Consider the following 26,020-nt stretch of genomic DNA (forward strand, 5'->3'; position numbering starts at 1 on the left):
GCGGCCGCCCCGCCCGGCCCGTGGGGCCCACGGGCCGGCAGCGGGTGGCTACAGGCCGGGAGCGGGCGGCTACAGGCCGGGGATCCGGCCGTTGCGGAAGAGGTCCACGAAGATCTGGTGGTCGGCACGCGCGCGTGCCCCGTAGTCGTGCGCGAAGTCGACCAGGAGGTCGGCGAAGCCATCCTCGTCGGCCGCGATCGCCGCGTCGATGGCCCGCTCCGTGGAGAACGGGACCAGCTCCGAGTGGCCGCTCTCGTCGTCCGCCGCCGCGTGCATCGTGGCCGTGGCGCGGCCGAGGTCGGCGACCACCGTCGCGATCTCCTCCGGGTCGTCGATGTCGCCCCAGTCCAGGTCGACCGCGTACGGCGACACCTCGGCGACGAGCTGGCCCGCGCCGTCCAGCTCGGTCCAGCCGAGCCACGGGTCGGCGTGCGCCTGGAGGGCACGCTGCGAGATCACCGTGCGGTGGCCCTCGTGCTGGAAGTACTCGCGGATCGAGGCGTCCGTGATGTGCCGGGAGACGGCCGGGGTCTGGGCCTGCTTCACGTAGATCACGACATCGTTCTCCAGGGCGTCGCTGTTGCCCTCAAGGAGGATGTTGTACGACGGCAGGCCCGCCGAGCCGATGCCGATGCCGCGGCGGCCCACGACGTCCTTCACCCGGTAGGAGTCGGGGCGGGTCAGCGAGGACTCCGGGAGCGTCTCCAGATAGCCGTCGAAGGCGGCGAGCACCTTGTAGCGCGTGGCCGCGTCCAGCTCGACCGAGCCGCCGTCCTCCGCGAAGCGGCGCTCGAAGTCACGGATCTCGGTCATCGAGTCCAGCAGCCCGAAGCGGGTCAGCGAGCGCGCGACGCGCAGCGCGCCCAGCAGCGGGCCCTCGGCGGTGTCCAGCGTGAAGGGGGGCACCTCGTCGCTCTTGGCGCCCGTGGACAGGGCGCGGATGCGCTCGCGGTACGCCCGCGCGTAGACCCTGACCAGCTCGGTGATCTGCTCGTCACTGAGCGCCTTCGCGTACCCGATCAGCGCCACGGAGGCGGCGAAGCGCTTGAGATCCCAGGTGAAGGGGCCGACATAGGCCTCGTCGAAGTCGTTCACGTTGAAGATCAGACGGCCCTGGGCGTCCATGTACGTGCCGAAGTTCTCGGCGTGCAGGTCGCCGTGGATCCACACCCGCGACGTGCGCTCGTCCAGGTAGGGGCCGCCCCGCTTGTCGGCGTCCAGGTCGTGGTAGAAGAGGCCCGCCGTGCCCCGGTAGAACGCGAAGGCGCTGGCCGCCATCTTGCGGAACTTCACACGGAACGCGGCCGGGTCGGCGGCCAGGAGCTCGCCGAACGCGGTGTCGAAGACGGCGAGGATCTGCTCGCCGCGTTGCTCGGCGCTGAGCTGCGGGACCGACATCGCTGGGTGCCTCCTGGTGCAGGTGGTGCGTGACATGGGGGACGGTCGCGCCGCCCTGGTGGGGACGGACGGCCCCGTCCGCTTCAACGGACGACGGTACGCGGGAGTGCCCGCGCGCCCCGCACGAAGGTACGGGGGAGAGCCCCCGGAGTGTCAGTGCCGCGGCATAGACTTCGACGCTGTCCCACCAGACTGTCCGCAGCCTGTCGACGATTGTTCTTCTGTTCTTCCTGGAGGCCGAAGCCGTGTCAAAGCCGCCGTTCACGCACCTGCACGTCCACACCCAGTACTCGCTGCTGGACGGTGCCGCGCGGCTCAAGGACATGTTCGCGGCGTGCAACGAGATGGGCATGACGCACATCGCGATGAGCGACCACGGCAACCTCCACGGGGCGTACGACTTCTTCCACACGGCGCAGAAGGCGGGCGTCACCCCGATCATCGGCATCGAGGCGTACGTCGCCCCCGAGTCCCGGCGCAACAAGCGCAAGATCCAGTGGGGCCAGCCGCACCAGAAGCGCGACGACGTGTCCGGTTCGGGCGGTTACACGCACAAGACGATCTGGGCGGCGAACAAGACGGGCCTGCACAACCTCTTCAAGCTCTCCTCGGACGCGTACGCCGAGGGCTGGCTCCAGAAGTGGCCGCGCATGGACAAGGAGACCATCTCCCAGTGGTCCGAGGGGCTCATCGCGTCCACCGGCTGCCCGTCCGGCGAGCTGCAGACCCGGCTGCGCCTCGGCCAGTTCGACGAGGCCCTGAAGTCGGCCGCCGAGTACCAGGAGATCTTCGGCAAGGACCGCTACTTCCTGGAGCTGATGGACCACGGGATCGAGATCGAGCGCCGGGTCCGCGACGGCCTCCTGGAGATCGGCAAGAAGCTCGGCATCCCGCCCCTGGTGACGAACGACTCGCACTACACGTACGCGCACGAGGCGACCGCCCACGACGCACTGCTGTGCATCCAGACCGGCAAGAACCTCTCGGACCCCGACCGCTTCCGCTTCGACGGCACCGGTTACTACCTGAAGTCCACGGACGAGATGTACGCCATCGACTCCTCGGACGCCTGGCAGGAGGGCTGCGCCAACACCCTCCTGGTCGCCGAGCAGATCGACACCACCGGCATGTTCGAGGCCAAGAACCTCATGCCGAAGTTCGACATCCCGGAGGGGTTCACCGAGGTCACCTGGTTCCAGGAGGAGGTCCGGGTCGGCATGGGCCGCCGCTACCCGGGCGGTGTCCCCGAGGACCGCCAGAGGCAGGCGGAGTACGAGATGGACGTCATCATCCAGATGGGGTTCCCCGGCTACTTCCTCGTCGTCGCCGACTTCATCATGTGGGCCAAGAAGAACGGCATCGCCGTCGGCCCCGGCCGAGGGTCCGCGGCCGGTTCGATCGTCGCGTACGCCATGGGCATCACCGACCTCGACCCGATCGAGCACGGTCTGATCTTCGAGCGGTTCCTGAACCCCGAGCGCGTCTCCATGCCCGATGTCGACATCGACTTCGACGAGCGCAGGCGCGTCGAGGTGATCAGGTACGTGACCGAGAAGTACGGCGCCGACAAGGTCGCCATGATCGGCACGTACGGCAAGATCAAGGCCAAGAACGCGATCAAGGACTCCGCGCGGGTACTGGGCTACCCGTACGCGATGGGCGACCGGCTCACCAAGGCCATGCCCGCCGACGTCCTCGGCAAGGGCATCGACCTGAACGGCATCACCGACCCCTCGCACCCGCGCTACAGCGAGGCCGGCGAGATCCGCGCGATGTACGAGAACGAGCCGGACGTCAAGAAGGTCATCGACACCGCCAAGGGCGTCGAGGGCCTGGTCCGGCAGATGGGCGTGCACGCCGCCGGCGTGATCATGTCCAGCGAGCCCATCGTCGACCACGCCCCGATCTGGGTGCGGCACACCGACGGCGTCACCATCACGCAGTGGGACTACCCCCAGTGCGAGTCGCTCGGCCTGCTCAAGATGGACTTCCTGGGCCTGCGGAACCTGACCATCATGGACGACGCCGTCAAGATGGTGGAGGCCAACAAGGGCGTCAGGCTGGAGCTCCTCCAGGTCCCGCTGGACGACCCCAGGACGTACGAGATGCTCTGCCGCGGCGACACGCTCGGCGTGTTCCAGTTCGACGGCGGGCCGATGCGTTCGCTGCTGCGCCAGATGCAGCCCGACAACTTCGAGGACATCTCCGCCGTCTCGGCCCTGTACCGGCCGGGTCCGATGGGCATGAACTCGCACATCAACTACGCGGAGCGCAAGAACGGGCGCCAGGAGATCACACCGATCCACCCGGAGCTCGAGGAGCCCCTGAAGGAGACGCTGGGCCTGACCTACGGCCTCATCGTCTACCAGGAGCAGGTGCAGAAGGCCGCCCAGATCATCGCCGGGTACTCGCTCGGCGAGGCCGACATCCTGCGCCGCGTGATGGGCAAGAAGAAGCCCGAGGAGCTGGCGAAGAACTTCACCATCTTCCAGGCCGGTGCCAAGAAGAACGGCTTCTCCGACGAGGCGATCCAAGCCCTGTGGGACGTCCTGGTGCCCTTCGCCGGCTACGCGTTCAACAAGGCGCACTCCTCCGCGTACGGCCTCGTCACGTACTGGACCGCCTTCCTCAAGGCCAACTACCCGGCCGAGTACATGGCGGCCCTGCTGACCTCGGTCAAGGACGACAAGGACAAGTCGGCCGTCTATCTGAACGAGTGCCGGCGCATGGGCATCAAGGTCCTGCCGCCCAACGTGAACGAGTCCGAGCACAACTTCGCCGCCCAGGGCGACGACGTGATCCTCTTCGGGCTCTCCGCCGTCCGCAACGTCGGCACGAACGTGGTCGAGGCGATCATCCGCGGCCGCAAGGCCAAGGGGAAGTACTCGTCCTTCCCCGACTACCTCGACAAGGTCGAGGCGGTCGCCTGCAACAAGCGCACCACCGAATCGCTCATCAAGGCGGGCGCGTTCGACACGATGGGGCACACCCGCAAGGGCCTCACCGCGCAGTACGAGCCGATGATCGACAACGTGGTGCAGGTCAAGCGCAAGGAGGCCGAGGGCCAGTTCGACCTCTTCGGCGGCATGGGCGACGACGCCGCGGACGAGCCGGGCTTCGGACTCGACGTCGAGTTCACGACCGACGAGTGGGACAAGACCTATCTCCTCGCGCAGGAGCGGGAGATGCTCGGGCTGTACGTCTCCGACCACCCGCTCTTCGGCCTGGAGCACGTCCTGTCCGACAAGGCGGACGCGGGCATCTCCCAGCTCACCGGCGGTGAGCACGCGGACGGCGCGGTCGTGACCATCGGCGGCATCATCTCGGGCCTCCAGCGCAAGATGACCAAGCAGGGCAACGCCTGGGCCATCGCGACGGTGGAGGACCTCGCGGGCTCCATCGAGTGCATGTTCTTCCCGGCGACCTACCAGCTGGTGTCGACCCAACTCGTCGAGGACGCCGTGGTGTTCGTCAAGGGACGCCTCGACAAGCGCGAGGACGTGCCGCGGCTCGTCGCGATGGAGCTGATGGTCCCCGACCTGTCGAACGCGGGCACCAACGCGCCCGTGATCCTGACCATCCCGACGGTGAAGGTCACCCCGCCCATGGTCAGCCGGCTCGGGGAGATCCTCAGCCACCACAAGGGCGACAGCGAGGTCCGCATCAGGCTCCAGGGCCCGAGCAAGACGACCGTGCTCCGGCTCGACCGGCACCGGGTCAAGCCCGACCCCGCCCTCTTCGGCGACCTGAAGGTCCTGCTCGGACCGGCCTGCCTGGCGGGCTGACCACCGGGAGAGCGACCGGGCAAGGCCCGCGGCGGGCCGGCCGGACGGACGCAGCGAGGGGCGCACCCACCCGCGGGTGCGCCCCTCGCTGCGTGCTCAGGCCTCAACGGCCCTGTCGCCCGCCTCAGTTGTGGCCGAAGCGCTTCTGGTGCTTACGGGCGACATCGGAGGGGCTGCCCTGGACCTGAGCCAGCTGCGCTGCCTCGGTCGCGGTCGAACGCGCGTGCTCCGGAGCCTGGTCCGGCTGCGGGGAACGGTCCTGGGCGGCGCCCTGCTTGCGGTTCTTGTTCTTGGCCATGGTGATCTGCCTCCTGAAGGGGATCTAGGGGCCAGGGCCGGAACCAGATTCACACGGGCCGACAAGCCGCGCATGTCGGATAATTACCGTGCGTGATAAGCGCTGTCGGGGAACGATCCGCCGCTGCGCCACGCCGAAGATCGAGTTCGGGCCGTTAACCTTCGCGCCGTCGGGCAGACTCGAACCAGGCCCGAAGCGAACCTCCCGGAAACCGGAAAGAGGGTGGACCCGTGGACCGCTGCATCGTCCTGGTGGACGCCGGGTACCTGCTCGGGGCCGCCGCCAGTCTTCTCGCCGGGGAACCCTCTCGCTCCCGGATCACCGTCGACCACGCCGCCCTCATCCAGGGGCTGCGCGAGCGCGCCGAGTCCGACACGGAACGGCCCCTGCTGCGCATCTACTGGTTCGACGGCGCCCCCGACCGCGTACCCCAGCCCGAGCACCGCAGACTGCGCGTGATGCCGCGGGTGACGGTCCGCCTGGGCGCGCTGACCCGCAGCGACGGCCGGTGGGCGCAGAAGGGCGTCGACGCCGCCATGCACGCCGAGCTGACCGAACTGGCGCGCAACCGCGCCTGCTCCGACGTGGTCCTGGTCACCGGCGACGGGGATCTGCTGCCCGGCATGATGGCGGCGAAGGAGCACGGCGTCGCCGTCCACCTGTGGGCCGTGCAGGCCGCCGACGGCGACTACAACCAGTCCGAGGACCTCGTCGCCGAGGCCGACGAGCGCCGCGTGCTCGACCGGATCTGGATCACCGGGGCCGTCCGCGCCAAGGAGACGGGCGGGGTCTGCGCGCCGTCGCCCGTGCCGCGGCCCGAGATCGCCGCCATCCTCTCCGCGCCGCTGCCCGAGTCGGCGCCCTCCGCCGCGGCCGACCGGACCGCGGAGCAGACCGAGCACGTCACGGCGGCCGAGCCCCGCGACGGCACGCAGGAGCGGGTCCCCGCACCCAAGGGCGTCCCCACCCCCAAGGATCTCGCCGCCCTGCGCGGGCCCGGCACCCAGCCCGCCCAGCACCCGACGACCGCGACGCTGCGCTGGTCCTCCGACAAGGGCTGGGTCGAGCGCCCGGGCGGCGCCGGTGAGTCCGCCGAGTCCGCCTCGCTGCCCACGCTCGCCCAGCTCACCTCCGCAGAGCAGCGCTGGGCGGACCGCGAGGAGGACATCACCACCGTCGGCGGCGACCCGTACGAGGTCGGACAGGTGTTCGCACGCCGCTGGATGGCCCGGCTCACGGACCAGAACCACCTGCAGAAGCTCTCCGCGATGTACCCGCGCGTCCCGCACCGGGTGGACGGGGAGCTGCTGCGGTACGCCGCCCGCTTCGGACTCCTCGCGCACAAGGACGACCAGATCGACGAGCACGACCGGTACGCGATCCGGGCCGGCTTCTGGCGCGAGATCGACGTGCGCACGGCGGCGGAGCACGCGCCCGCGGGGGAGTGAGCGACGGCCCCGGACGCATAACGGGGCATCGGACCCCGTAGTCTCGTCCCTCGTGAGTACGCGCACGGCACAGGCAGTCCGAAGGGGACACGGTGGTGCTGTCGTGTGCGCCGTCCGGGGCCTGACGAAGACCTACCCGGCGGTGCGCGGACGGCGCGGTTCCCCCGCGACACCCGAGGTGCGGGCCAACGACGGGGTGCGCCTCGACATCCGGCGCGGCGAGATCTTCGGACTGCTCGGGCCCAACGGTGCCGGCAAGTCCACCCTCGTACGGCAGCTGACCGGGCTGATGCGGCCCGACGGCGGCACCGTCGAGATCCTCGGCCACGACATCGTGCGCCACCCGGAACGGGCGGCGCGCATCCTCGCGTACCTCGGGCAGGAGTCCACCGCCCTCGACGACCTGACCGTGTCGCTCGCCGCGGAGACGACCGGGCGGCTGCGCGGACTGGAACTGCGGCAGGCGCGCGCCGAGCGGGACGCGGTCCTGGACGAGCTCGGCCTCACGCCCCTCGCCTCCCGCCCGCTGCGGAGGCTCTCCGGCGGACAGCGGCGGCTCGCCTGCTTCGCCGCCGCCCTGGTCGGCGAGCGCCCGCTGCTCGTCCTCGACGAGCCGACGACCGGCATGGACCCCGTCGCCCGCCGGGCCGTGTGGGCCGCGGTCGACCGGCGCCGGGCCGAGCACGGCACGACCGTCCTGCTCGTCACGCACAACGTCATCGAGGCGGAGACCGTGCTCGACCGGGTCGCCGTCCTCGACCGGGGCCGGGTCATCGCCTGCGACACCCCGGCCGGGCTCAAGGAACAGGTCGCAGGCGAGGTGCGGGTCGAACTCGTGTGGCGGCAGAGCGCCCCCCTGCACGTCCCCGAGGTCGCCGCGCTGCGCGCCCGCGCCGTCGAGTCCGGCCGCCGCTGGACGCTGCGGCTCGCGCCCGAGGAGGCCCGCGCGGCCGTCGCCACGGTCACCGGGGGCGCCGCCTTCGCCGCCCTGGACGACTTCACGCTGGCCACCCCGAGCCTGGAGGACGTGTACCTGGCGCTGGGCGGAAACGGGCAGGGGCTGGTGAAATCGTGAGCGGACAGGCCGCGGTGTCCGTACGGGACGCCGGAGGTGCCGCCGGGTGCCGCCCGCGCGGGGTCGCGGGCGCCGGGAACAGGACGGCTGCCGGAGCGAAGAGGAGCAGCTCGACGTGAGTGTCGTACCCGCTGGGGTTCTGCCGGGCGGCGCGCTGCCCGTGGCCGAGGATCCCGGCGACGCCGCGGAACTGGGGCCACGGGCACGGCTGTGGCCGTCGCTGGCCGCCGTGTACCGGGCGCAGCTCTCCCGGGCCCGGGTCGCGCGGATCCCGTTGCTGTTCGTGGCCACCTTCCAGTCCGTCGGGATCATGATCCTGATGCGCGGCGTGGTGGACGGCGGCGGCGAGGCGCGTTCCGTGGTGGCCGGCGCGTCGGTCCTGGTGGTGGCCTTCGTCGCCCTCAACCTCCTCGCCCAGTACTTCGGACAGCTGCGGGCCGGCGGCGGACTCGACCACTACGCGACGCTGCCGGTGCCGCCCGCCGCGGTGGTGCTCGGTGCCGCCGGCGCGTACGCCTCGTTCACCGTGCCGGGGACCTTCGCCACCGCCGTCTTCGGCTCCGTGCTCTTCGGGCTGCCGATGACGCACCTGTGGGTGCTCGCCGCGGTGATCCCGCTCGCGGGCGCCGCGCTCGCCGGGCTCGGGGCCGCGCTCGGGCTGCTCGCTCCGCGGCCCGAACTCGCCACGCTCCTCGGCCAGCTGGGCATGTCGGCGGCGCTGCTGCTCGGGGTGCTCCCGCCGGAGCGGCTGCCGACGGTGGTCCGGTACGCACGTGACCTGCTGCCGTCCACGTACGGCGTCGAGGCGTTCGCGCGGGCCTTCGACGCCCGTCCCGACTGGGCCTTCGTCGTCGGTGATCTCGCCGTGTGCGCCGGGGTGGGCGTCGCCTCGCTGGCGCTCGCGACCTGGGCGTACCGCCGGGCGGCCGTCCGGTGACGCGGCCCACAGGCGGGCCTGGCACGATGTCAGGGTGACCGCACCGCTGACTCCGCCTCCGCCGCCGCACCAGGGTTCTCCGCACCACGACTGGCAGGCGCCGCCCGCCGACGGCGCCACCGGGGCCTCCCTGTACGAACAGGACGGCCCCGGGATGAAGACCGAGGTGCGGGAGGCCGCCGTCGTCACCGTGGCGGTGGCGCTCGGCGGGGTGCTGCTCGGTCTGCTGTGGTGGTGGCTCGCTCCGCACGTGCCCCTCGTCGGCGGCATCGTCGACAAGAAGTGGGTCGTGTACTTCAAGGACACCGAGGGCGAGCAGGCCATCGGAGTTGACGGAACGTTTACCCTCCTCGCGGTCGCGTTCGGGGCGCTCAGTGCGCTCGGGGTGTTCCTGGTGCGGCGGCGCGGGGGTGTGCCGCTCGTGGTCGGGCTCGCGGTGGGAGGGCTGCTCGGGTCGCTGCTCGCCTGGCGGATCGGCGTGTGGCTCGGGCCCACGTCAAACGTGATCGCCCACGCCAGGGCCGTCGGCAAGGGGGTCACCTTCTCGGCGCCGCTGAAGCTGAACGCCAAGGGGGCGCTGCTCGCGTGGTCGCTGGCCGGGCTGGCCGTGCATCTCGGGCTGACCGCGATGTTCGGGCCCCGGGATCCCGAGCCGTATCCCGGCGGTCATGTGGCCGCGTCGGTGCCTTCCGCGGGGGCGTAGGTCCCCGGGTGCCGGGGGCGGGCGTGGGGTGTCTCGCCCCCTCCGCCCCTTCCCGTCCCGTTCCCGGGGGCTGCGCCCCCGGACCCCCCTCGTCGCGCTGCGCGCTCGTCCTCAAACGCCGGACGGGCTGGATTTCACCGGCCGGTGGGATCTCACCAGCCTGTGGATCTCACCAGCCGGTGGATCTCGCCGGCCGGTGGTCAGGCGCGGGACACCGGGGCCGTCACCGCTCCTGTGAGGGTGGTCAGGTCGTCCGGGGACAGCTCCACCTCCAGGCCTCGGCGGCCGGCCGAGACGCAGATCGTCGCGTGGTGTCCGGCGGAGGCGTCGAGGACCGTGCGGAGCTTCCTGCGCTGGCCGAGGGGGGAGATGCCGCCGCGGACGTATCCCGTGGTGCGCTCGGCCGCCGCCGGGTCCGCCATCGCGGCGCGCTTGCCGCCGACCGCCGTGGCCAGGGCCTTGAGGTCCAGGGAGCCGGCGACGGGGACGACGGCGACCACGAGGGCGCCGTCGACGTCCGCCACGAGGGTCTTGAACACCCGCTCGGGGGAGACGCCCATCGCCTCGGCGGCCTCCTCGCCGTACGAGGGGTGCGCGGGGTCGTGCTCGTAGGCGTGGACCGTGTACGGGACGCCCGCGGCCGTGAGGGCCACCGTGGCCGGGGTGCCGCCGGGCTGCTGCTTCTTCGGCTTCTTCGCCATCGCCTTCTCGGATCCGGGGGACGCGTCGGGACGGACGTCAGTTCAGACTCGTCGGGCCGCGCGTCAGCTCCGACGCCGGCAACGACGGCAGATTGCGGATGATCGCCGTCTCGGCGCGCAGCAGGGTCAGCTCGTCGCGCAGGCGCGAGGCGGTGTCCGGCGCCTGGAGCAGCCGCTGCTTCACCGGGATGTCGTGCATCATGGCGGCCGCGACGAGATACGAGACGACGGACGGCTCGTCCGGCAGGTCCGCGCCGGTCGTGAGCGAGCGCTCCCGGGCCCCGGCCAGCCGCTTCTGGTACTGCCTGAAGGCCCGCAGCACGCCCTCGGCGAGCGGGCCGGCCTCGTCGCCGGTCTCCTCCTCCAGCTCCTCGAGCTCGGCGGTGAGATACGGGCCCGAGGCCTCCACGGACAGCAGCCGCACCCGGGTGGTCCCGGTGGCCAGCACCTCGAAGCTGCCGTCGGCGCGCTCGCGGATGGTCGCCGCGTCCGCGACACAGCCCACCTCGTGGAAGGCCGCGGCGGGCTCGTCGCCGAAACCGGCGGCGGGTCCGCGCTCCAGTACGGCGGTCGGATCCGGCATGCCGGGTGCGGTGGGGGCGACCTCGTGGCCGTCGCGGATGGCGACGACGGCGAACCTGCGCGGTTCGTCCTCGGGGGTCTTCAGGAGATCGCGCATCATGGCGCGATAGCGCTCCTCGAAAATGTTCAGGGGAAGCACGAGCCCCGGGAACAGAACCGAGTTCAGCGGGAAGAGCGGGAGCCGGACGGTGGTCACGACGGCAAAGCCTAATGGTCGCCGGAGGCGGCACGTCCGCGCCGCCCACCCCGTGGATGGCCGGGGCGTCCCGGCGAGCCCAGCGGCAGCCCGGCGGCCACCTCCAGCCGGATCCCGTCCCGCAGCTCCAGGAACTGGCCCAGCGGGTCGTCCGAGACCCGGTCCCAGGGGAACGACGTGGCGTACGGGCCGATCCGCCGCAGCTGCTCCAGGGCGTCCTCCCAGCGGCCGAGCGTGACCAGGACGCAGGTCAGGAGGTTGCGGACCTCCGCGGGCCAGGGGTCGGCGGCCGGATGGGCCGCGGACACCCCGATCGCCAGGTCGGCCGCCCGGTCGAGGCGGCGGCGCGGTACCGCGGGCCCGCCGCCCTCGGTCAGGTGGGCGAAGGCGGCCCGCAGCGGCAGCGCCCGCACCAGGGAACCGGGCAGCGCGTCCTGTGCCGCCCGCTCGGCGAAGTCGAAGCACTCGTGGTGGGAGCCGTACCAGGCGGCCGAGAGGTACTGCAGCGCCGCCACGTGGCAGCCGTAGTGGTGCGGGGAGCGGCGTACGGCCTCGCCCCACAGCTTCTCGAACTCGGTGTGCCCGGTGTTCGTGCCGCGGGCGTGGTCGAGCGCGATGCGCCAGGGCACCGGATCGCGCGGGTCGCCCTCGGCGGCGGAGGTGATCAACGGGGCGGCCTGGCGCAGCAGTTCGGCGCGGGCGGGCGACTCCCAGCCCCGCCGGACCGCGAGTTCGGCCCTGACGAGCAGGGCGTCGGGGTCGTGGGGTGCCGCGGCCTGCCAGGCGCGGAGCCAGGTGTCGCGGGAGCGGGCGAAGACGGCCAGGCGGACGGCGTAGCGGTCGCGGTTCTCCCACTCCGCGGCGTCGCGGGTGGTGGCGAGGAGCTTGGCCGCGGGCCCGTACTCGCCCTGGCCCGCGGCGACGAGCGCCGGCCCGAGCCGCTCGTCGGGGGCGTCGAGGAGCACCTCGTCGTCGGCGGGAAGTCCGACCGCGAGGCGCGACGTGTGGGTCGCCATCCGGGCGGTACGGATGAGAGCGCGCAGCAGTGCCATTGTGGACCCATTGAAAACCGCAGGTGGGGACAGGGCCAGGGGGTATCCGGTGACGCTTTCGTAACCGTGTCCCGGTTGCCCGGCCGATGGTCAAGGACGAGCAAAAGATGGGTGGTGCCCGGCTCTCGGGCGTCCGCGGCCCCATCAGTTCCTGCGCAGGGTGCGGGTCGCTCCCGCCGCCACCGTCGTGGCGAGGACCCAGCCCAGCAGGATCACGACCGCGGCCAGCCACTGCCACCCGCCCCGCAGCTGCCAGTAGCCCACCTGGCCCAGGTCGATGACGGGCAGCAGCAGGTCCAGGGCGAACAGCGAGGGGTTCCACGGCGGATGTTCGCCGTCCGTGATCGGCGGATGGCTCGCGTGGGCGAAGGCGAACGAGCCGGCCGCCCAGAGCACCGCCATCCACACGGCGGCCCGGCCGGGCCGGTACCCGTAGGCGACCGTCCAGTCCTGGGCGTACCCCCACAGCTTGCCCGCGAGCGGCAGCGTCTCGCGGCGCCGGCGCTGCTTCTCCAGGAGCACCTCGCGCGCGTCCTCGTCCTCGCCGGAACCGCGCAGCACGGCCGCGAGGCGTTCGTACGGTTCCGGGTTGTACTCGGCGGTCGCCGCGGCCACCCATTCCAGGCGCCGGGTCAGCGGGAACGCGCCCTGCGGCACCAGGTTCTCGTAGCCGAAGCCGCCCATGTGGACGTTGCCGGGGCCGGGCCAGCTGGCCGCCCTGTCGACCAGGTTCACCACCCGCGCGCCCGACAGCACGACCTTGCCGCGCTCCGGCCGCTCCCCGAGGAAGCGCAGCTCGGGCGTCTGCACCCGGCGCAGGGAGATCTCCTGGTCGTCCTCCAGGACGAAGCGGGCCTGGTCGAAGTCGACGGCGTCCCCGAAGCGTCCGTCGTCGAGCCGGATGCCGCCCTGGCACACGAACCGCTGGAGCCGGGTGCCGCGCGCCGGGGTGCCCCCGCCGGTCAGCAGTGGATTCCCGACGCCCGCCGGGGTCAGGTACAGCGTGCGTTCGACCGTCAGCTGGGGTGCGTTCAGCGCGAGACGGCCGTAGGGATTGGTCAGCCGGCTGCCGCGCAGGCTGAGCGAGACGCCGACCTGGGCCCCGCGCAGGCTCAGCTCGCCGTGCGACTCCAGCAGTTCGGCCTGCAGGTCCTGGCCGACACTCATGCCGTCGCCGGTGATCGAGCGCATGCGCCGGTCCCGGTAGACCACGGCCTGGTTGAGCAGCAGGTCGGTGCCGATCCGCGCGTCGGTGAGCCGCACGCCGTTGTGGAAGCGGCAGCGCGGCAGATGGAGGTCGCCCTCGGTGTGCACCCGGGCCGCCTCCAGACGCGGCACCGAGCAGTCGACCAGCCGTACGGTCGTGAACCGGGCCTCCGGCAGCAGGATCTCCTTCTCGAACCGGCACCCCTTCAGCTCCAGGTACGGCTCGATCGTGCCGCCCGCGAGATCGAGCGTGTCCATGATCTGGACGCCGGTCAGCTTCAGGGAGGAGACGCGGCCGTCCAGCGCGGGCGGCCCGTCCAGCAGCAGCCAGGCCACGATCCGCGCCCGTACGCTGCGCTCGGGTCCCCAGGGGTGCCCCCCGTGCGGATCGTCCACGACGGTGTCGCCGCTGCGCAGGTCGTACACGCTGCCGTTGCGGAAGGCCTGCCACATGCCGGCCTCGGCGGCGGTCAGCTCGTCGGGCAGGTCCCCGTTCCTCGCGTCGGCACCCTCGGTCACGTCTCACCCTTCCTTCCCGGCTACTCGCCGGTTTCGCACAACCGTTCAATGCCCGTTCCGTGACGGGCGGAACGCGGGCGGTGACGATGATCTCCCGGGGCGGGCGCCGGCCACCGGTTCCGGCCACGGTCCGGCCCGTTGTCCAGGGCTCGTATCAGCCATTGATACGGGCGTCCGGCGCCCGACGGCGGTCTGAGAGAATTGGCCATGTGATCTCCCGAATCGATCTGCGCGGCGACGCCCTCCCCGAGGGCTCGGCCCTGCGCGACCTGCTGCCCCGAGCCGACTTCGACGTCGCGGCCGCCCTGGAGAAGGTGCGTCCGATCTGCGAGGCCGTGCACCATCGGGGCGACGCGGCGCTGATCGACTACGCGGAGAGATTCGACGGCGTCCGCCTCGAGTCCGTCCGGGTCCCCGCCCGGGCGCTCGCCGACGCCCTGGAGCAGCTCGACCCGGCCGTGCGCGCCGCCCTGGAGGAGTCCGTCCGCCGCGCCCGGCTGGTGCACCGCGCCCAGCGCCGCACCGCGCACACCACCCAGGTCGTGCCCGGCGGCTCGGTCACCGAGAAGTGGGTGCCGGTCGAGCGCGTCGGCCTGTACGCGCCCGGCGGCCGGTCGGTCTACCCGTCCTCCGTGATCATGAACGCGGTCCCGGCTCAGGAGGCCGGTGTCCCGTCCATGGCCCTCGCCTCGCCACCGCAGAAGGAGTTCGGCGGCCTGCCGCACCCCACGATCCTGGCCGCCTGCGCGCTGCTCGGCATCGACGAGGTGTACGCCGCGGGAGGCGCCCAGGCCGTCGCGATGTTCGCCCACGGCACCGAGTCCTGCGCCCCCGCCCGTATGGTCACGGGGCCCGGCAACATCTGGGTCGCCGCCGCCAAGCGCTACTTCACCGGAAAGATCGGCATCGACACCGAGGCAGGTCCCACCGAGATCGCGATCCTCGCCGACGACAGCGCCGACCCGGTGCACGTCGCCTCCGACCTGATCAGCCAGGCCGAGCACGACCCGCTCGCGGCGGCCGTCCTCGTCACCGACTCGGTGGCGCTGGCCGACGCGGTCGAGAAGGAGCTGGCCCCGCAGGTCGCCGCCACCCGGCACGTCGAGGACCGGATCGCCCCCGCGCTGGCGGGCAGGCAGTCCGCGATCGTGCTGGTCGACGGCGTCGAGGAGGGTCTGCGGGTGGTCGACGCGTACGGCGCCGAGCACCTGGAGATCCAGACCGCCGACGCGGCCGCCGTGGCCGGCCGGGTCACCAACGCGGGCGCGATCTTCGTCGGCCCCTGGGCGCCCGTCTCGCTCGGCGACTACTGCGCCGGCTCCAACCACGTGCTGCCCACCGGCGGCTGCGCCTGCCACTCCTCGGGCCTGAGCGTCCAGTCCTTCCTGCGCGGGATCCACATCGTCGACTACACGCGCGACGCCCTCGCCGAGGTCGCCCACCACGTCGTGACGCTCGCCGAGGCCGAGGACCTGCCCGCCCACGGCGCCGCGATCAAGGCCCGGTTCGGATGGAAGGTGCCCAGCGAGTGACCGGCATCGACGACCTTCCCGTCCGCGACGAACTGCGCGGCAAGTCCCCCTACGGCGCACCCCAGCTCGACGTGCCCGTGCGGCTGAACACGAACGAGAACCCGTACCCGCTGCCCGAGGCGCTCGTCGAGCGGATCACCGAGCGGGTCCGCGAGGCCGCCCGCGGCCTCAACCGCTACCCCGACCGGGACGCGGTGCAGCTGCGCACCGAGCTGGCCCGGTACCTGACGGACACCGGCGGGTACGCGCTCGACCCGGAGAACGTGTGGGCGGCCAACGGCTCCAACGAGGTCATCCAGCAGCTGCTGCAGACCTTCGGCGGCCCCGGCCGGACCGCGATCGGCTTCGAGCCCTCGTACTCGATGCACGCGCTCATCGCGCGCGGCACGGGCACGGGCTGGATCTCCGGCCCGCGCAACGAGGACTTCACCATCGACGTGGCCGCCGCCGGACAGGCCGTCGCCGAGAACCGTCCGGACGTCGTCTTCATCACGACTCCGAACAATCCCACCGGCAACTCCGTCCCGCCCGAGACCGTCCTCGCGCTCTACGAGGCCGCGCAGGCGGCGAAGCCGTCCATGGTGGTCGTCGACGAGGCGTACATCGAGTTCAGCCACGGGGCGTCACTGCTCCCGCTGCTCGAAGATCGGCCGAATCTCGTCGTCTCCCGCACGATGTCGAAGGCGTTCGGCGCCGCCGGGCTGCGCCTCGGCTACCTCGCCGCGCACCCCGCGGTCGTGGACGCCGTCCAGCTCGTACGGCTGCCGTACCACCTGTCGGCCGTCACCCAGGCGACCGCGCTGGCCGCCCTGGAGCACACCGACACGCTGCTCGGTTACGTCGAGCAGCTGAAGACCGAGCGGGACCGGCTGGTCGCCGAACTGCGCGCGAGCGGCTACGAGGTCACCGCGTCCGACGCCAACTTCGTCCAGTTCGGGCGGTTCGAGGACGCGCACGACGTCTGGCAGAGGATCCTCGACCGGGGCGTCCTGGTCCGGGACAACGGCGTGCCGGGCTGGCTGCGGGTCTCCGCCGGCACCCCGGCCGAGAACGACGCGTTCCTGGACGCGGTCCGTGAACTACAGAGTCTCGTGGGGGACACCCCCACACCCCCGAAGGAGCACAGCGCATGAGCCGCGTAGGCCGCGTGGAACGGACGACCAAGGAGACGTCGGTCCTCGTCGAGATCGATCTCGACGGCACCGGCAGGGTCGAGGTGGCGACGGGCGTCGGTTTCTACGACCACATGCTCGACCAGCTCGGCCGCCACGGTCTGTTCGACCTGACCGTGAAGACCGAGGGCGACCTCCACATCGACTCGCACCACACCATCGAGGACACCGCCCTCGCCCTCGGCGCCGCCTTCCGGCAGGCGCTCGGCGACAAGGTGGGCATCTACCGCTTCGGCAACTGCACGGTCCCGCTGGACGAGTCGCTCGCCCAGGTCACCGTCGACCTCTCCGGCCGCCCCTACCTGGTGCACACCGAGCCCGAGAACATGGCGCCGATGATCGGCGAGTACGACACGACGATGACCCGGCACATCCTGGAGTCCTTCGTCGCCCAGGCCCAGATCGCCCTGCACGTGCACGTGCCCTACGGCCGCAACGCGCACCACATCGTGGAGTGCCAGTTCAAGGCACTGGCCCGCGCCCTGCGGTACGCGAGCGAGCGCGACCCGCGCGCCGCGGGCATCCTCCCCTCCACGAAGGGCGCGCTGTGACCGGCCTGTCGACCCTCCTGATCGTCGTCGGGCTGTTCCTGCTCGGCGGCATCTACTCCTTCGTCAAGCAGCAGATGCCCAAGGGCCTGATCGTGCTGCTCTCCATCGGCGCGGCGATGTGCCTCGTCGCGGGCGTCATGCGGCTGGAGGTGTGGAATTGAGCACGCGCAGGAAGGTCGTCGTCTTCGACTACGGCTTCGGCAACGTCCGGTCCGCCGAGCGGGCCCTCGCCCGCACCGGGGCCGACGTCGAGATCACACGTGACTTCGACACCGCCATGAACGCCGACGGGCTGCTGGTACCGGGCGTCGGCGCCTTCGCCGCCTGCATGCAGGGTCTGAAGGAGGCGCGCGGCGACTGGATCGTCGGCCGCCGGCTGGCCGGTGGCCGCCCGGTCATGGGCATCTGCGTCGGCATGCAGATCCTCTTCGCCCGCGGCATCGAGCACGGCGTGCAGACCGAGGGCCTGGACGAGTGGCCCGGCGCGGTCGAGCCGCTCCAGGCCGACATCGTGCCCCACATGGGCTGGAACACCGTCGACGCCCCGGCCGGTACGCAGCTCTTCGCGGGACTCGACGCCGACGCGCGCTTCTACTTCGTCCACTCCTACGCCGTCCACGACTGGTCCCTGGAGACCGCGAACCCGGCGCTGCGGGCCCCGCTGGTCACCTGGTCGACCCACGGCAAGCCCTTCGTGGCGGCCGTCGAGAACGGCGCCCTGTGGGCCACGCAGTTCCACCCCGAGAAGTCCGGTGACGCCGGAGCGCAGCTGCTGAACAACTGGATCGGAACCCTCTGATGCCTTCGAAGCTCGAACTCCTCCCCGCCGTCGACGTCCGCGACGGCCAGGCCGTCCGCCTGGTGCACGGCGAGTCCGGGACGGAGACGTCGTACGGTTCCCCGCTGGAGGCCGCCCTCGCCTGGCAGCGCTCGGGCGCGGAATGGCTGCACCTGGTCGACCTGGACGCCGCGTTCGGCACCGGCGACAACCGCACGCTGATCGCCGAGGTCGCGAAGGCGATGGACATCAAGGTGGAGCTGTCCGGCGGCATCCGCGACGACGACACCCTCGCCGCCGCCCTGGCCACCGGCTGCACCCGGGTGAACCTCGGCACGGCCGCCCTGGAGACCCCCGAGTGGGTCGCCAAGGTCATCGCCGAGCACGGCGACAAGATCGCGGTCGGTCTCGACGTACGCGGCACGACGCTGCGCGGTCGCGGCTGGACCCGCGACGGCGGCGACCTCTACGAGACGCTGGCGCGCCTCGACTCCGAGGGCTGCGCGCGCTATGTCGTCACCGACATCGCCAAGGACGGCACGCTCCAGGGCCCGAACCTGGAGCTGCTGCGGAACGTGTGCGCCGTGACGGACCGCCCCGTGGTGGCCTCCGGCGGCGTGTCCTCCCTGGACGACCTGCGGGCCATCGCCGAACTCGTGCCGCTCGGTGTCGAGGGCTCGATCGTCGGGAAGGCGCTGTACGCGAAGGCGTTCACCCTGGAAGAGGCCCTGGAGGCGGTTGCCCAGTGAGCGACGTACGACGTGTGAGGACGGGCGCGCCCTGGGAGGAGACCTTCGGGTACTCCCGCGCGGTGCAGCTGCCCAACGGCCTGGTGCTGGTCTCCGGGTGCACCTCCATAGTGGACGGCGAGATCGCCGGCGGCGGTCCGTACGAGCAGACCGTCAACGCCTTCAACGTGGCGTTCGCCGCCCTGAAGGAGCTCGGTCTCGGGCGCGAGGACGTCGTCCGTACGCGGATGTACCTGACGCACGCCCGGGACGTGGAGGACGTCGGGCGCGCGCACAAGGAGCTGTTCGACGCCGTGCGGCCCGCCGCGACCATGCTGATCGTCTCCGGCTTCGTCGACCCCAGTCTGGTCGTCGAGGTCGAGGTGGAGGCGTACCGAGGAGTGTCCGCAGCATGACCCTCGCCGTACGAGTCATCCCCTGCCTGGACGTCGACAACGGCCGGGTCGTGAAGGGCGTCAACTTCCAGAACCTGCGCGACGCGGGCGACCCCGTCGAGATGGCCAAGGTGTACGACGCCGAGGGCGCCGACGAGCTGACGTTCCTCGACATCACCGCGTCCTCCGGCAACCGCGAGACCACGTACGACGTGGTGCGCCGCACCGCCGAGCAGGTGTTCATCCCGCTGACGGTGGGCGGCGGCGTGCGCACCGCCGAGGACGTGGACAGGCTGCTGCGGGCGGGCGCGGACAAGGTGGGCGTGAACACGGCCGCCATCGCCCGCCCCGACCTCATCCGGGAGATCGCCGAGCGGTTCGGCCGGCAGGTGCTGGTGCTGTCGGTGGACGCGCGCCGCACCGGGACCGGCTCCTTCGAGGTCACCACCCACGGCGGCCGTCAGGGCACCGGCATCGACGCCGTCGAGTGGGCGCACCGGGCCGCCGAGCTGGGCGCGGGCGAGATCCTGCTCAACTCGATGGACGCGGACGGCACGAAGGACGGCTACGACATCGAGATGATCGAGGCCGTCCGCAAGCACGTCACGGTGCCGCTCATCGCCAGCGGGGGAGCGGGCCGGCTGGGGGACTTCCCGCCCGCCGTGGCCGCGGGGGCCGACGCGGTGCTCGCCGCGTCCGTCTTCCACTTCGGTGATCTGCGGATCGGGCAGGTGAAGGACACCCTCCGGGAGGCCGGGCACCCCGTCCGCTGACGCCCGCGTGCCAGGGCCTGCCGGACGGGAGCCGTCCCCCAGGCCCTCACCTCCCTCGCTCCGGACTACGGCCCGCCGGGGGTGTGAGCGGGACCCGTGCGGACGGGCGTTTTGCCGTGGTGGCCGGGCCCGGTCCCGAGCGAGACCGGTGATTCTGCCGATGTGCGGGGGCGGGCGGGCCGGGACAGTTGCCGCTGCAACCAACCGAGACGGATCCCGCCGTGCCGGAGGCGTTCCTTCCGGCGCCCCACGCCCCGCGGTACGCCGACCCGCGGCCGGGTCCGTCGCCCCTTCCGAGAGGATGCACACCGTCGTGCAGCAGCCGAGCAGCGAACTCCCCACCGCCGCCCCCGTCGGCACCGCCCCGGCCGGATCCCGGCCGAGCCGCCTCAAGTCCCGCCTCGTCCGGTCCGGCCTCGCGGCCTTCCTGGCCCTCGGCGGGCTCGTCGCCGGTCAGGCCACCGGAGCGCAGGCCGCCGGGACAAAGGCCGCCGCGAACCCCTACGAGCGCGGTCCCGCGCCGACCCAGTCGAGCATCGAAGCGTCCCGCGGCTCGTACGCCGTCTCCGAGACGTCCGTCTCCTCCCTCTCCGTCACCGGCTTCGGCGGCGGCACCATCTACTACCCGACGTCGACCAGCGACGGCACGTTCGGCGCCATCGCCATCTCGCCCGGCTACACCGCCTACCAGTCGTCCATCGCCTGGCTCGGACCTCGGCTCGCCTCCCAGGGCTTCGTGGTGTTCACCATCGACACCAACACGACCCTCGACCAGCCCGCCAGCCGTGGCGACCAGCTGCTGGCCGCACTCGACTACCTGACCTCGCGCAGCACCGTCCGTACGCGCATCGACAGCAGCCGGCTCGGCGTGATGGGCCACTCCATGGGCGGCGGGGGCACCCTGGAGGCCGCCAAGGACCGTCCCTCGCTCCAGGCGGCGATCCCGCTCACCGGCTGGAACCTCGACAAGACCTGGCCGGAGATCAAGACGCCGACCCTGATCTTCGGCGCCGACGGCGACACGATCGCGCCGGTGGCCTCGCACTCCGAGCCCTTCTACACGAGCCTGCCCAGCTCGCTCGACAAGGCCTACCTGGAGCTGAACGGCGCCACGCACTTCACGCCCAACAGCTCGAACACGACGATCGCGAAGTACAGCATTTCCTGGCTGAAGCGGTTCATCGACAACGACACCCGCTACGAGCAGTTCCTCTGCCCGCTGCCGCGGCCGTCCCTCTCCATCGCGGAGTACCGCGGCAACTGCCCGCACACCTCCTGACCCGGCGGCGCCCCCTCCCATGGCGGGGGCTCCCCGGCCGGTGCCCCGATGACGGCCGTGTGACAAGCGGCCGTCATCGGCGTGTCCGCCCGTCGATCGCCCGTCCGGTTCGGGGGCGTGCCCGGCGGTGCGGGCCCGCCGGGCACTGTGCGGCCGCACAAACTTGCCGCGCCGCGGCTGGGACCGTGCCCATCGCGCACCGTCCCGGCGGGCACCTTCCGGCTGGTCACGCCGGGTGCCCGGGCGGAGCGGAACAAGTGAAGGCAGGACTTCCGCGTTCGGTTACGCGGAAGTAACGTGACGGTCGTGACCGGAATGACGACTGCGCGAAGTCCACTCCGGATTTACGGCCGGAGTGCTGAACCCCCGCCCGCGCGGGGGTCGTTGGAGGAGCCGGGGCATGCCCTCGGCCCCGTGCCGCCGCCCGGCGCCGGGCCCGCCGCAGGACCTGCCCCGACGCTGTCCCGCGCCCGCACGGCCGGACCGCCCGGCGTCCCGGCACCGGGCACCGAGCAGCTCCCGCCGCGTGGAGGGGACGCGGCGGGAGCGCCCGCCCCCGTCCCCGCTCCCGCTCCCGGGGGCCACCGGGACACCGCAACGCCGGGGCCCGCTGTATACGGCGCCGGGGGCGATCGGGGCGCGGGTGTGCGGGACGACGCGGCCGGTGACCCACGGGGCGGGTCCTCCGAGGATTCCGGATCCACCGGGGGCGTGGGCGGCGACGCTCGGCGCGGCGCGGCCGGGGGTGTGCCCGCGGGTGCGGCCGGTGACGCGCCGGACGTCGCCCGCGGTCGGTCGTCCGGCGGTGCGGCCCAGGAGGTGCCGGGCGGTGTGCGGCCGGGGGCTTGCGATCCCGGGCGCGCCGGTGTGGACCCCGGCGTGTCCGACGGTGCCGGGGCGGGCTCCGGCGCTGCGGCGTCCGGTCCCGAGCCGGCCGCTGACCCGGGTGCCCCCGCAGCGGACGGGCCGTCCGCCGCCGTGGCGCTGTTGCTGCTGCTGGCCGCGGCCGAGCAGGAGCGGGACCCGGGGGCAGCCGGGGTGGACGCCGCGGTCGTACTGCGGGCGGCCGGGGCGGCCGGGCTCGACGCCGGTGTCGTCGAGGCCGCGGAGGCCGCGGGCGTCGTCCGGCCGGCCGGGGGCCGCCTGTGCCTCGTGGACCCGCGGTGGGCCCGTACCGTCTACGCCGCCGCTCCGCGCGCCCGCCGCCGTGCCGCCCACCGCCTCCTCGCCGACGCCTTCGCGGCGGAGCTGTGCGCGGCCCCCGAGCCGTCCCGCCCGAACGGCCCTGACCAGGATGACGAGCCGGACGGCGCCCGTGAAGGTGACCGGTACGCGCTGCCGCTGCTGTACCACCGGGCCTCCGCCGCCGAGGGCCCCGCGCCGGGGCTCGGTGACGAACTGGCCGCCGCCGCGGGCGCCGCCGCCGGTCCCCGCCGGCGGCCGACGCACCCCGAGCGGGCCGCGGCCTACGCGCGTTCCGCGGAACTCGCCGTGGCCGAGGGCCCCCGGGCCGTCCGGCTGACCGCCGCGGCGGACCACGCCCGGCTCGGCGGACTCCCGGACCGGGCCGGGGAACTGCTCGACGCGGCCGGCCGCGAGGACCTGCCCGACGCCGTGCGCGGAGCCGCCGAACTCGTCCGCGGCCGGCTCGCCCTGTACGACGGGCCCGTCGCCGACGCCCGCGAGACCCTGCTCCTGGCCGCCGAACTGCTCGCGCCGCACGACCCTCCCCGCTCCCTCGCGGCACGCCTCGCCGCCATGGAGGCGGCCTGGGCGATGGGCGACGCGGCGGCCTACCTGGAGGCGCTGGACCACCCCTCGGCCCGCACCGACCCCGACCAGCGCCTCGCCGAGTACCGCGCCGGGATGTCCGCGGTCATGCACGGACGCCTGCACGCCGGACGGCAACGGCTGCGGGGATACCTGGCGAGCGGGTGCACCGAGGCGACCGACGACCCGGACCGCCTGCTGCACGCCGGGGTCGCCGCCCTCGTGGTCGGCGACCTCGTGGCCGCCTGCCGGATCAACTCCCGCGCCCTGGCCCTCGCCCGGGCCCGCGGGCCGTACGTCCTCGTGCCGCAGGCCCTGGAACACCTCGCCTACGGCGAACTGCGCGCCGGCCGCCACGCCCGGGCCCGCGCCCACGCCGAGGACGGACTGCGCACCGCCCTCGACACCGGGCAGCGCAACATCGCGGCCCACCACCACGCCATCCTCGCCCTGGCCGCCTCCGTCGAGGGCGACCCCGACGCCGTGGCCGAACACGCCACCGCCGCCGAACGCGTGGCCGCGCCGCACGGCCTGGTCCAGGCGGCCACCCTGGCCCAGTGGGCCAGAGCCCGGGCCGACCTCGGCCGGGGCCGGGTCCCCGAGGCCGCCGCCCGCCTCGGCCCGCTGGTGGGTCCCGGCCCGCGGAGCGGCCACTTCGCCGTCCGCATGCTGGCCATCCCCTGCTTCGTGGAGGCGTCGGCCCGGGCCGGCCAGCCCGGGGCAGCCCGGGCCGCGGTCGCCGAGTTCGCCGGCTGGGCCGCGCAGGGCGCCGACCCCCAGGCACCGGCCCAGCTGGCCCGCTGCCAGGCACTGCTCGCCGGTCCCGAGGAGTGCGAGCCGTTCTTCGCCACCGCGCTGGCCTGCCACGACCGGGCGGGCGGCGACTTCGAGCGCGGCCGCACCCTGCTCCTCCACGGAGCCTGGCTGCGGCGGCGGCGCAGGCCGGGCGAGGCCCGCGGCAGGCTCCGCGACGCGCTGGTCTCCTTCGAGCGCGGCGGGGCCCTCGGCTGGGCCACGCAGGCACGGGCGGAACTGCGTGCGACCGGCGAGGCCGGCGCCCAGGAACCGCCGGGGCCGCTGGCCGTGCTGACACCGCAGCAGCTGAGGATCGCCCGCTGCGTCGCGGAGGGGGCCACCAACCGTGAGGTGGCGCTGCGGCTGTCCGTGAGTCCGCGCACAGTGGACCACCACCTGCGGAACGTCTTCGCAGCTCTGGGGGTCCGTTCCCGCGTCGAGCTGTCCCGATTGGTGGACCGGGCGGAGAAGACCGCCGCACACCCCTAGGTACCGACCGGGCGGTATGCCATCCTGCGGGCTCAGGAAGCTCCGGCGGGACCGGCGTGCCGTGCGGCGGCGCACCGTGCCGAGCCGGTCCGAGCCGATTCCGGTGGAGGACAGCGAATGCAGCACCTCGTACAGGACCACGTCCGTACCGTGTCCGGTCCGCGGCCACTCGTGCCCGCCGCCCGCCCGGCCGTCGACGCGGAGGCGCTCTCCGTGCTGCACCGGGCCGCCCGGGTCCTGCTGGCGGGACTGCCCGAGCTCACCGAGGCCCTGATGGCCGTCCTGCGGGAGCGCGAACCCGCGTACCGGGCCGCGATCCACGCGGACGTCGACAGCGTCCGTGAGGAGGTGCAGCGCTCGCTCCGGCTGAACGTGGGCTCCCTGCTGCGGCCCGGCGAACTGCGCGAGGCGGCGCGCCGCTGCTCCTGGGGGATCGGCAGGACCCGCGCCGAACGCGGCCTCCCGCTGGACGCCCTGCTGCGCGCCTTCCGCCTCGGCGGCGGCATGGTCTGGCAGGGGCTGGTCGACGAGACGACCCGCCGCCATCCCACGGACGTCCGCCTCCTCGTGCACGTGGCCGCCGACGTGTGGAACTTCGTCGACGAGCACTGCGCGATCGTCGCCGACGCCTACCGCCAGACGGAGCGCGAACTGACCTGGCGCCGGGAGAACCGGCTGCGGCTGATGACCGCCGCGCTGCTGGACGGCACCGCCCGCATCGCCGACCTCCCGGCGACGGCCGCCGGGCTCGGCCTGCCCGAGCAGGGACGGTACGCCGTCGTCCTGGCGCAGAGCGCCGCCGTCCCGGCGCACGGCCGCGTCCCGGTGGATCTCCCGGGCCTGCGGGTGCAGTGGCACCGGGAGGCGGGCGGCGACTACGGCATCGTCCTGCTCGGCGGGCGCCCGCACGGCGACACCGGGCCGCTCCGCGGTGACGGGCGCGGGCAGGACGCCCGCCCGCCCGGCGACACGCGCCTTCCGCGCGGCCAGCTGCCGGGCGACGGAGAGCACCTGCCCGGCGACGACGGTGGTCCCCGCGGCGACGGCCAGCACGACCGGGCCGACGACGGCCACGAGGGGCACGTGCACGACGGCACCGGGGAGGGGGGCGGGGCGCAGGAGCGTCCGCGCGCCCACGGGCTCGCCGAGGACGCCGGTGACATCGCCCGCCGGCTGAGCGCCCCGCCCGGCACCCGGATCGGGGTGAGCCCGGTCGTCCACGGCCTCGCAGCGGTCGGGGACGCCCGGCGGCTCGCCGACACGGCGCTGCGCGCGTGTCCGCGGGCCGGGGGCACCGTCGTACTGGAGGAGAACCTGCCCGCCGCCCTCGTCGTCTCCGCGCCCGCCCTCGGTGCGGCGCTTGCCGAGCGGGTCCTCGGTCCCCTGCTGCGCCTGGACCCCTCCGACCGGGACATCCTGCTGGACACCCTCACCGCCTGGCTGGCCTGCGACGGTTCGGCCCAGCGGTCCGCCGCCCGGCTCTACTGCCACCGCAACACCGTCCTGAACCGGCTGCGCCGCTGCGAGCAGCTGACGGGCCGCTCCCTGACCCGCCCGACGGACGTGGTGGAGCTCTCGCTCGCGCTGGCCGCCCGCACCCTGCTGGATCCCGGCCGGACCGGTCGCTCCGAAGGGGCGCGGGAGGCGCCCCGGTCCAGGGCGGCGACTCCGCGGCCTTGAGCCGGCGGACGGCCGATAGGCTGTCCGCGCCGACCGGCGAGCCGCTCGCCGTGCTCGCGACGTACGAGGAACGGGGCCGTGCCGCGAGGCGGCGGTGCCGTGCAGCCCGGGCGTCCGGCGACACCGAGGGGCGCGGGAGCGTGGCGCCGCCCGTGTCCGGCCGCCCGTTCCGTGCCCG

General features: G+C 73.3%; 22 protein-coding genes. 16 read left to right on the forward strand and 6 right to left on the reverse strand.

What is annotated here, in order from left to right:
- Positions 1-69 precede the first annotated feature (69 nt).
- Positions 70-1,398 (reverse strand): DUF2252 domain-containing protein, encoded by a 1,329-nt coding sequence (locus tag AC0ZLC_RS24050; RefSeq protein WP_476754025.1) that lies wholly within the window; start codon positions 1,396-1,398, stop codon positions 70-72.
- Positions 1,399-1,643: 245 nt separating this feature from the next.
- On the opposite strand from AC0ZLC_RS24050, the gene dnaE reads away from it, so the two are divergent.
- Positions 1,644-5,183 (forward strand): DNA polymerase III subunit alpha, encoded by a 3,540-nt coding sequence (gene dnaE / locus AC0ZLC_RS24055; RefSeq protein WP_476754026.1) that lies wholly within the window; start codon positions 1,644-1,646, stop codon positions 5,181-5,183.
- A 124-nt stretch (positions 5,184-5,307) separates the two neighbouring features.
- Here dnaE and AC0ZLC_RS24060 read toward each other — a convergent pair whose 3' ends face one another.
- Positions 5,308-5,481 carry a hypothetical protein gene (locus AC0ZLC_RS24060; protein WP_476754027.1) on the reverse strand — a complete coding sequence of 58 codons (174 nt, stop codon included), beginning with the start codon at positions 5,479-5,481 and terminating at the stop codon, positions 5,308-5,310.
- Between the two features lie 230 nt (positions 5,482-5,711).
- Here AC0ZLC_RS24060 and AC0ZLC_RS24065 point away from each other — a divergent pair, with 230 nt between their 5' ends.
- The 4 genes from AC0ZLC_RS24065 (at position 5,712) to AC0ZLC_RS24080 (ending at position 9,644) form a co-directional block, all read left to right on the forward strand.
- On the forward strand, positions 5,712-6,929 hold the full coding sequence (locus AC0ZLC_RS24065) for an NYN domain-containing protein (RefSeq protein ID WP_476754028.1): 1,218 nt from the start codon (positions 5,712-5,714) through the stop codon (positions 6,927-6,929).
- A 103-nt stretch (positions 6,930-7,032) separates the two neighbouring features.
- Entirely contained in the window at positions 7,033-8,004 is a 972-nt protein-coding gene (locus AC0ZLC_RS24070) for an ABC transporter ATP-binding protein (RefSeq protein ID WP_476754029.1), read from the forward strand.
- A gap of 115 nt (positions 8,005-8,119) precedes the next feature.
- Entirely contained in the window at positions 8,120-8,941 is an 822-nt protein-coding gene (locus AC0ZLC_RS24075) for an ABC transporter permease (protein ID WP_476754030.1), read from the forward strand.
- Positions 8,942-8,975: 34 nt separating this feature from the next.
- Positions 8,976-9,644 carry an AAA family ATPase gene (locus AC0ZLC_RS24080; protein WP_476754031.1) on the forward strand — a complete coding sequence of 223 codons (669 nt, stop codon included), beginning with the start codon at positions 8,976-8,978 and terminating at the stop codon, positions 9,642-9,644.
- Positions 9,645-9,844: 200 nt separating this feature from the next.
- On the opposite strand, the gene ybaK is transcribed toward AC0ZLC_RS24080, so the two are convergent.
- From ybaK to AC0ZLC_RS24100, 4 genes are all read right to left on the reverse strand, one after another.
- On the reverse strand, positions 9,845-10,345 hold the full coding sequence (ybaK, locus tag AC0ZLC_RS24085; RefSeq protein WP_476754032.1) for a Cys-tRNA(Pro) deacylase: 501 nt from the start codon (positions 10,343-10,345) through the stop codon (positions 9,845-9,847).
- A 37-nt stretch (positions 10,346-10,382) separates the two neighbouring features.
- Positions 10,383-11,123 (reverse strand): LON peptidase substrate-binding domain-containing protein, encoded by a 741-nt coding sequence (locus AC0ZLC_RS24090; RefSeq protein WP_476754033.1) that lies wholly within the window; start codon positions 11,121-11,123, stop codon positions 10,383-10,385.
- 11 nt (positions 11,124-11,134) lie between these two features.
- Complete coding sequence (locus AC0ZLC_RS24095; RefSeq protein ID WP_476754034.1) at positions 11,135-12,175, reverse strand: hypothetical protein; 1,041 nt, start codon at positions 12,173-12,175, stop codon at positions 11,135-11,137.
- A gap of 144 nt (positions 12,176-12,319) precedes the next feature.
- Positions 12,320-13,900 carry an oxidoreductase gene (locus AC0ZLC_RS24100; RefSeq protein WP_476754035.1) on the reverse strand — a complete coding sequence of 527 codons (1,581 nt, stop codon included), beginning with the start codon at positions 13,898-13,900 and terminating at the stop codon, positions 12,320-12,322.
- A gap of 209 nt (positions 13,901-14,109) precedes the next feature.
- Between AC0ZLC_RS24100 and hisD the strand changes: the two genes are divergently transcribed.
- The 11 genes from hisD to AC0ZLC_RS24155 all read left to right on the forward strand — a co-directional run bounded on the left by hisD (position 14,110) and on the right by AC0ZLC_RS24155 (position 25,842).
- Positions 14,110-15,432: a histidinol dehydrogenase gene (hisD, locus tag AC0ZLC_RS24105; RefSeq protein WP_476754036.1), complete on the forward strand. Its 1,323-nt coding sequence runs from the start codon at positions 14,110-14,112 to the stop codon at positions 15,430-15,432.
- Positions 15,429-16,565 (forward strand): histidinol-phosphate transaminase, encoded by a 1,137-nt coding sequence (locus tag AC0ZLC_RS24110; RefSeq protein WP_476754037.1) that lies wholly within the window; start codon positions 15,429-15,431, stop codon positions 16,563-16,565. The genes hisD and AC0ZLC_RS24110 overlap by 4 nt, the downstream gene beginning before the upstream one ends.
- Positions 16,562-17,155, forward strand: coding sequence for an imidazoleglycerol-phosphate dehydratase HisB (gene hisB, locus AC0ZLC_RS24115; RefSeq protein ID WP_358852225.1), 594 nt, complete (start codon positions 16,562-16,564; stop codon positions 17,153-17,155). Before AC0ZLC_RS24110 ends, hisB begins: the two co-directional genes overlap by 4 nt.
- Positions 17,152-17,316 (forward strand): hypothetical protein, encoded by a 165-nt coding sequence (locus AC0ZLC_RS24120; protein WP_358852224.1) that lies wholly within the window; start codon positions 17,152-17,154, stop codon positions 17,314-17,316. Before hisB ends, AC0ZLC_RS24120 begins: the two co-directional genes overlap by 4 nt.
- The gene (hisH, locus tag AC0ZLC_RS24125) at positions 17,307-17,954 is read left to right on the forward strand and encodes an imidazole glycerol phosphate synthase subunit HisH (protein WP_476754038.1); all 648 of its coding nucleotides are present in this window, start codon (positions 17,307-17,309) and stop codon (positions 17,952-17,954) included. Before AC0ZLC_RS24120 ends, hisH begins: the two co-directional genes overlap by 10 nt.
- On the forward strand, positions 17,954-18,682 hold the full coding sequence (priA, locus tag AC0ZLC_RS24130) for a bifunctional 1-(5-phosphoribosyl)-5-((5-phosphoribosylamino)methylideneamino)imidazole-4-carboxamide isomerase/phosphoribosylanthranilate isomerase PriA (RefSeq protein ID WP_476754039.1): 729 nt from the start codon (positions 17,954-17,956) through the stop codon (positions 18,680-18,682). The genes hisH and priA overlap by 1 nt, the downstream gene beginning before the upstream one ends.
- The gene (locus AC0ZLC_RS24135; protein ID WP_476754040.1) at positions 18,679-19,077 is read left to right on the forward strand and encodes a RidA family protein; all 399 of its coding nucleotides are present in this window, start codon (positions 18,679-18,681) and stop codon (positions 19,075-19,077) included. The genes priA and AC0ZLC_RS24135 overlap by 4 nt, the downstream gene beginning before the upstream one ends.
- Positions 19,074-19,829 carry an imidazole glycerol phosphate synthase subunit HisF gene (gene hisF / locus AC0ZLC_RS24140; protein ID WP_476754041.1) on the forward strand — a complete coding sequence of 252 codons (756 nt, stop codon included), beginning with the start codon at positions 19,074-19,076 and terminating at the stop codon, positions 19,827-19,829. Before AC0ZLC_RS24135 ends, hisF begins: the two co-directional genes overlap by 4 nt.
- Before the next feature lie 301 nt (positions 19,830-20,130).
- Entirely contained in the window at positions 20,131-21,108 is a 978-nt protein-coding gene (bdeA, locus tag AC0ZLC_RS24145) for a bis(hydroxyethyl) terephthalate hydrolase (protein ID WP_476754042.1), read from the forward strand.
- Between the two features lie 879 nt (positions 21,109-21,987).
- Entirely contained in the window at positions 21,988-24,162 is a 2,175-nt protein-coding gene (locus AC0ZLC_RS24150; protein WP_476754043.1) for a helix-turn-helix transcriptional regulator, read from the forward strand.
- A gap of 117 nt (positions 24,163-24,279) precedes the next feature.
- Complete coding sequence (locus AC0ZLC_RS24155) at positions 24,280-25,842, forward strand: RsbRD N-terminal domain-containing protein (protein WP_476754044.1); 1,563 nt, start codon at positions 24,280-24,282, stop codon at positions 25,840-25,842.
- The last annotated feature ends 178 nt before the right edge of the window (positions 25,843-26,020 follow it).

This window comes from Streptomyces sp. GLSS-08 (assembly GCF_056387915.1).

Coding starts and splice junctions, on each gene's coding strand:
- hisF (WP_476754041.1), top strand. CDS start 19,074: ATGACCCTCGCCGTACGAGTCATCCCCTGCCTGGACGTCGACAACGGC.
- bdeA (WP_476754042.1), top strand. CDS start 20,131: ATGCACACCGTCGTGCAGCAGCCGAGCAGCGAACTCCCCACCGCCGCC.
- ybaK (WP_476754032.1), bottom strand. CDS start 10,345: ATGGCGAAGAAGCCGAAGAAGCAGCAGCCCGGCGGCACCCCGGCCACG.
- AC0ZLC_RS24155 (WP_476754044.1), top strand. CDS start 24,280: ATGCAGCACCTCGTACAGGACCACGTCCGTACCGTGTCCGGTCCGCGG.
- AC0ZLC_RS24095 (WP_476754034.1), bottom strand. CDS start 12,175: ATGGCACTGCTGCGCGCTCTCATCCGTACCGCCCGGATGGCGACCCAC.
- hisB (WP_358852225.1), top strand. CDS start 16,562: ATGAGCCGCGTAGGCCGCGTGGAACGGACGACCAAGGAGACGTCGGTC.
- priA (WP_476754039.1), top strand. CDS start 17,954: ATGCCTTCGAAGCTCGAACTCCTCCCCGCCGTCGACGTCCGCGACGGC.
- AC0ZLC_RS24060 (WP_476754027.1), bottom strand. CDS start 5,481: ATGGCCAAGAACAAGAACCGCAAGCAGGGCGCCGCCCAGGACCGTTCC.
- AC0ZLC_RS24050 (WP_476754025.1), bottom strand. CDS start 1,398: ATGTCGGTCCCGCAGCTCAGCGCCGAGCAACGCGGCGAGCAGATCCTC.